This window comes from Candidatus Competibacteraceae bacterium (genome assembly GCA_016713505.1).
Taxonomy (GTDB): Bacteria; Pseudomonadota; Gammaproteobacteria; order Competibacterales; family Competibacteraceae; genus Competibacter_A.
In genome coordinates, this window is the sequence record JADJPA010000001.1 from 3023607 (window position 1) to 3030000 (window position 6394).

General features: G+C 60.1%; 6 protein-coding genes. 3 read left to right on the top strand and 3 right to left on the bottom strand.

The features are described 5' to 3' along the window. Positions 1-39: 39 nt before the first annotated feature. Together IPK09_13745 and IPK09_13750 are read left to right on the top strand one after the other, a co-directional pair. On the top strand, positions 40-1053 hold the full coding sequence (locus IPK09_13745) for a glycosyltransferase family 9 protein (GenBank protein ID MBK7984670.1): 1014 nt from the start codon (positions 40-42) through the stop codon (positions 1051-1053). Further along, positions 1031-2251 carry an O-antigen ligase family protein gene (locus tag IPK09_13750; protein ID MBK7984671.1) on the top strand — a complete coding sequence of 407 codons (1221 nt, stop codon included), beginning with the start codon at positions 1031-1033 and terminating at the stop codon, positions 2249-2251. The genes IPK09_13745 and IPK09_13750 overlap by 23 nt, the downstream gene beginning before the upstream one ends. Here the strand turns inward: IPK09_13750 and IPK09_13755 are convergent, their stop codons facing one another. Further along, on the bottom strand, positions 2252-3358 hold the full coding sequence (locus IPK09_13755; protein ID MBK7984672.1) for a glycosyltransferase: 1107 nt from the start codon (positions 3356-3358) through the stop codon (positions 2252-2254). A 118-nt stretch (positions 3359-3476) separates the two neighbouring features. Between IPK09_13755 and IPK09_13760 the strand changes: the two genes are divergently transcribed. Continuing rightward, positions 3477-4307, top strand: a complete 831-nt coding sequence (locus IPK09_13760; protein MBK7984673.1) for a glycosyltransferase family 2 protein — start codon at positions 3477-3479, stop codon at positions 4305-4307. A 30-nt stretch (positions 4308-4337) separates the two neighbouring features. Here the strand turns inward: IPK09_13760 and IPK09_13765 are convergent, their stop codons facing one another. Further along, complete coding sequence (locus tag IPK09_13765; protein MBK7984674.1) at positions 4338-5399, bottom strand: glycosyltransferase family 9 protein; 1062 nt, start codon at positions 5397-5399, stop codon at positions 4338-4340. Positions 5400-5411: 12 nt separating this feature from the next. Continuing rightward, complete coding sequence (lpxL, locus tag IPK09_13770; GenBank protein ID MBK7984675.1) at positions 5412-6359, bottom strand: LpxL/LpxP family Kdo(2)-lipid IV(A) lauroyl/palmitoleoyl acyltransferase; 948 nt, start codon at positions 6357-6359, stop codon at positions 5412-5414. Positions 6360-6394: the final 35 nt, after the last annotated feature.

A 6394-nucleotide genomic window follows, 5' to 3' on the forward strand; every position in this document is an offset into this window, starting at 1 on the left:
TTCAGGACCAACCTTGCAGCGATCGGGCGAGAGCCACCCATGAAGCTTGCGCCCTCCGGGCGAACCCTGGTAGTGCAGCCCTTGCCGGGGATCGGTGACATGGTTTGGCACTTGCCGCACATTCACGCCATCGCCGCGACGACCCGCTCGGGGCGGGTGGATATCCTGACCAAACCGCGCTCTCTGGCGGATCGTTTGTTGGACGCGGACCCCAGCGTGGAACGCGTGTTTTGGTTGGAGCGCGAGTCCGGGCGGCACGCCGGCGCGAGCGGAGTAATGCGGCTGGTGGCGCTGTTGCGGCAGGGACTGTATCAACGAGTATGGTTGTTGCACGATAGCGCCCGTTACGCGCTGGCGGCTTGGCTGGCCGGCATTCCCGAACGGATCGGTTATGGCCTGGGCCTGCAACGGCTGCTGTTGAACGTGCCGGTGCGGCTGCCCGCGAGCTATCGGCTGGCCCAACCGATGGTCCGCGCCGATGCCTTGTTGGCGTTGCTCGCTATTCCTCAAAGCGAATCGGAACCTCGTTTGGTGGTCTCGGACGCAGCGGCGCAGGCTGTCGCGGCGCGTTTCGCGGCCTGGCCAAAGCCTTGGATCGCCCTGGGTGTCGGCAGCAGCGAACCTTGGAAGCAGTGGGGCGCGGCGCGTTTTGCGGAATTGATCTCGGTGTTGCGCCATCGAGGGTTGGGTTCGGTGTTCGTCGTCGGAGGAGAGGCGGAGCGGATGCTGGCCGCTGAGATTTTTGCGCGGGCGACAGCGGGCGATGGCGTCGTGGCCGATGCCGTGGCGTTGCCGCTGGAGCAAGCGGCGGCGTTGTTGGCGGGTTGTCGCTGCTACATCGGCAACGATACGGGTGCGCTCAACATGGCCGCCGCGCTGCAAGTGCCGGCGTTCGGCTTGTTCGGCGGATCGTCGCCATTGACTCATTCTCGCTTCATTCAGGCTATCGTGCCCCCGGCCGATCAGCGTGGTATGGCTGCAATCACCGTTTCCCAGGTAATGGAGGCACTGGCATGGCTGGACCGGCTCGATGACGCTCGCCGCGATCCATAAGCGGGTTGAAGAAAGCTTTTTTCGGTGGGGGTGGTTGCTACCGGTCGTGCTGCCTTTGACCGAATTGGGCGGACGCGGTTTTTACAATACGCTGGCCGGGCTTTATGGCATCTGGGGGTTGCTGAGTTTTTGGGGCCGTCGCCAGCAGTTGGATCGCACCACGGCGTTGTTATATCTGCTCGTGCTGGCGGTGTTTTTACTGGGTATTCCAGGAGCGATCGACCCCAAGGAAGGATTGAGGATTTGGTTGGGATTTCTGGCGCCGAGCTTGGCCCTGCTGCTGGTGCCGGCCGCGTTGCGGGAATCGCCGGTTGCCTTCAGCCGGTTGCTGGACAGTGTGGTGCTGTTCGGCGCCATCACCTTATTGGGGTTGTATGGCTTGTTGCTGTATTACGGATTCGGGTTATCTGGCCAGCCCTTCGATCCGAACCTTCAGCTTCAGGAAGATAACCTGCCGTTTTTGCTTCCGTTTTTTCTGGGTTGGCTCTGGTGGCGCGGTCATGATGGCCGACGCTACTGGCGCATGGCCGCCGTGATTATTGTCGTGCTGGCTTATATCGTCATCGCGGAAGGACGGGCCGCTTTAGTCGGCCTGATCGTGGGCCTTGTCGTCTTTAGCAAGTTGCTATTGGGCTGGCGCTGGTGGTGGATCGGCGGCCTGGCGGCGACGGTACTGCTGGTGGCTGTCACCGTCAACACCGAACCGTTCCGTAAAACCGAGCTAGACCCGACCCATCCCTTGGACGCCTTCACCGCCGGACGGACGGCGCTGTGGCGGCAGGCCTTGGCGCACCCGCCGGCCCACGCCTGGGTTGGGGTGGGATTGGGTAACGGCCGCCACGTCACCGAGATCCTCGGCTTTCAACTCAACGCCACCAAAACTCAAGTCCATCATTTGCATAACTTTTTGTTGGAGGCGTGGTACGAAACCGGCATTCTGGGGGTCGGGGCGTTGCTGGCGCTGATCGGTTCTGTATTCTGGCGGCTGGCTCGTCGCTGGAAGGGATTGTCGTTTCAAGACCGGCAGCGGGCAGGGGTGTTGCTGGCTGCCGCGCTGGCCATTTTAAGCGCCGCCCTGCTGAGTTTTTCGTATACCTCACGGCATTTCGCGTACTTGTTCGTCTGCCTTGGCGCTTTGAGTTGTCTGACCGGCAATTCCATTGAAGCGGATGCTGAAACGGACGGCGCGGTTTCGTGATCAGTCGAGCAGGTAGGCATACAATTCTAGATAGGCGCTGACAATGGCGCCTTCGCTGTACGAGGTGCTGACCTTGCGGTAACCGTTCGCCGCAATCGAAGCCCGCAACGAGGCGTCTGTCAGCAACAAGCGCAGGGCTTCCGCCAGCGCGGCGGGATCGGCTACCGGCACCAGCCAAGCGTCGTCCTGATGCGCGGCGATTTCCGTAGGCCCGAGCGTGCGGGTCGCGATGACGGGACGGCGCCAGGCCCAGGCTTCAAGGATGACGTTGCCCAAGGGTTCGTGACGGGAAGGGCAGATGATCACATCGGCCATTTCTTGAAAGTGGCCCGCATCGCGCCGCCAGCCGGTCCAACGCACGCGGCTGGCGATATCGAGTTGTTCTGACAGATGTTTTAGTTTCAGAGCGAGCGGCCCATCCCCAACGATGATCAGGTAAAGCGGGCGGCCATCAAGCGTGGTGGGCAGACAGGCGAACGCGTTCAGTAAATCATCGAACCCCTTGACCGGGTGCAACCGTCCGACCGCCACAACCAGCAAGGCGTCAGTGGGAACCTGCCATTGCTCGCGGCGGCGGGCGAGTCCCTCCGCCGAACTGGCTTCGCGCGGCAAGATAAAGTTGCCGATATGGAACACGCGCCGGGCCGGCAGATCATTACGGATCAGGTAATCGCAGATGCCTTGGGTGTTGCCGATCCAGGCGTGCGCGTGACGATAGCCTTTGAGGGTATAGTACCCTCCCAACCGGGCAACGTGTACGAGATGGGGAGCGACCGGCAAGTGGGTCAGTCGCGTGGCGCGCCCCATGTAGGTCTGGACGATTTGTGGGCGGTACGTTTGCAGCAATTTTTGGAGGCGCCAGCGGGACCACCAGTCCCAAACGCCGCGCATCGGAACGTGCGCGCGGGGCACATCTGGCCAAAGCTCGCCGGCAATCAAGCTATCCGCGCTGGTGATCGCCAGCGCGGTTTGGCCGCGCCGGTGCAAGGCGTTGACCAAACGGGCGTAAAACAATTCGGCGCCCCCTAACAACCGGCCGCCGATGACATGCGCCGAACGGATCGCTCGGTCCGAGCCGCTACTCCGATCAGGAGGATCATTGAGCATTAGGAGCAAAAGCTTTCAACGTTACGGAACGATTTGGTGCCATGCGACCCGTGGTCGCGGGCGCCAGCTCCTCGAAACCGCGATAACACGGCTGAGCGGCTGGGTCTAGGTTATCTGCATGGCGGATCAGCAACTTTCGGTATTTGTAACCACCTATAATAACGGCCGCACTTTGCCCGCCTGCCTGGAGAGCGTCAAGTGGGCTGACGAGATCGTCATCGTGGATTCCTTCAGTACCGACGATACGCTCGTGGTCGCCCAGCGTTATGGCGCGCGGATTTCACAGCGGCCGTTCGTGGGATATGGTCCGCAAAAACGGATGGCGCTGGCGCTGACCGTTTACGATTGGGTATTGTTGTTGGATGCCGACGAAGCCTTATCGCCGACCCTGCAAACCGAAATTCGTCGAGTGCTGGAGGAGGGTCCCAGGGCGGATGGCTACGAGGTACCGCGCCAGGAGCAGATGTTCTGGCGGATGTCCAACCCAGCGACTCGCATGAATCATTACTTGCGCCTGTTCGATAAACGCAAAGGCTTCATCGACGACATGCCGATTCACGCCGCGCCCAAAGTGCGGGGCAACATCGCCCGCCTCAAGGCATCTCTGTACCATTATGGCGAGACTGGCATCCACACCAAGATTGAAAAGATCAACGACTATTCGACGGGCTTGGTGGCGGACAAACTGAAGAAAAAACGCCGGGGCATCCGGCTGATCATGATGGCCTATCCGCCGCTGTTCTTTGTCCGCAGCTATTTGTTCAAGCGTAATTTTCTGAACGGCTGGGCCGGTTTGATCAATTCGGCGATCGCTGCTTTTTACGTCTTTCTCAAGTACGCCAAGCTGTATGAACACCATCAATTCGCCAAATATGGCAAGCGCTTACTGCCGGATGATGCACCACCCTTGCCCAGCGAAGATCAGCCCCGGCCCACCGATAAACCTTGAAATGCGCTGGATGGTGGGTGGCAAGGTGGATCAGATTTTCGGCCAAGCCGTTGCGCGCAGGTGTCGGAGCACCAACGGGGGCGTCAGCATCGCCATGCAGGTGTGATGCGAGCAGGTTTTTAGATAGCAATTGATGCAGGGTAGATCGGCTTGCAAGGTCGTGACGTTGTCACCCAAGGGCTTGACTCGGTACGGATCGGTCGGCCCGCAGAGCACCGTCATGGGCGTGGTGGTGACAGCGGCCACGTGAGCGGTGCCGGTATCGTTGGCCACGATGAATCGCGCTGCTTCGCAAAGTGGCGGGATATCGAGAATTTCGGTCTGCCCGCACAGATTGACCAGCCACCAACCACAGGCGTCAGCGATCCGCTGACACTCGTCGATTTCGTCCGGACCGCCGATCAGCACGATTCGATCCATTCCTTCTTGATGGAGCCGATTGGCCAGAGCCGCATAGCGCTCGGCGCCCCAGCGTTTTAAATGGCCGTTGGCATTGCAGCCGGGTAGAAAAATTGCGTAGTGGGCGGGTCGTAAGTCATGGGCGATAAGCATCTTTTGGGCGCGGGCATGATGTTGGTCTGGGATGTGCAGCACGGGTCGTGGGGTCGCCGTGGCGATGCCAGCGGTTTGTAGGGCAGCCCGCATTCGAGTGAGGATGTGAGTAGACTGGGGAAAAGTCACTTCTGGAGCAATGTTATAAGGCCATTGTCGGTTGGTGCCGATCCGGTAAGGAATCCGCGCGCCGCTGAGCCAGAGCAGGGTCAACAGTATCCTGGAGCGATCGTTCGACTGGAGATCGATGATTAAATCGTAATGCGACTGGCGCACTCGCCGCAGCCATTCCCGCATCGCCGCCAGCGGATGGCGCGAACCGCGCAGATTGATGGCGAACACTTGCTGAAATCGCGAGTCGCGAGCAAACAGCCCTTCCCAGGCTGGTAAAGTATTGAGATGAATTTCCCGGTCGCGAAAAGCGTGGGCGATGTCTTCGAACAGCGCGCTGGCGATGATGACATCCCCCATGGCGCTCCATTTGATCACCAGAATGCGGCGGATGGCGGGATCGGCGGGCAGGTCGATGCGAGCGGGCATGGAAATTCAGGTCTATAGCTGGTACGGACTCGGTATGCCCGGCGGCTGGGTTTTGAAGCGGCGATGCACCCAGAGATATTGTTCGGGTGCTTGGCGGATGTAGTGCTCCAATAATTCATTGATACGTTGGGTGTCCGCTTCAATATTTTCGCTCGGAAAATCGCTCAATGCCGGCAGGATGACGACTTCGTAACCGGCGGCTCCCGGCAAGCGCCTGGGAAAATACGGCACCACCGCCGCCCCGCTCAGCCCCGCCAAGCGGGAGGTGGCCATGACCGTGCAGGCCGTTACCCCGAAAAAGGGCACGAAAACGCTGTTGCGGATACCGTGGTTCTGATCGGGGGCATACCAAACGGCTTCCCCTTTCTTGAAAGCGCGTAACAGGCCACGAATATCCTCGTGCGGCAGTGGCGGCAAGCGGGAGCGCCGCTCGCGTTCCCGGCGCATCACTCTTTCGTACAACGGGTTCTTGTGCGAGCGATACATCGCATGGAACGGTTGATGCCAGGTGATGAAACGAGCGCCCAGCTCCAACATGGTGAAATGCCCGGTCAACAGCAGTACGCCGTTGCCGCGAGCGAGCGCTGCGGTAAGATGTTCCGCGCCCGCGACGCGGGCTAATCCGCGCAGCTTGTCGTCCGGCGCCCACCAAGCCATTGCGGTTTCAAACAAACCGATGCCCAGGGCGGTAAAATGCGCCTCCAACAGGTGACTCCGCTCGATTGGGGACAGTGTGGGGAAACATAATTCCAAGTTGATTTCGGCAATGCGTCGCCTGCGGCGGGCGATTTTACTCAGCCAGCGGCCGGTTTGCCCTCCCAGAGCCAACTGCCAGCGAAACGGCAGCGATGCCATGAGTTTCATGAGGCCCAAACCCAGCCAAACCGGCCAATAGCGCGGCAACAGAAAATGCCAATCGACAAGAGAGTCGGGTGCGGTCACGATTGTACGATCATCCATAAAATCGTTATTGTAAACAGCTCCATTCTGGCAAG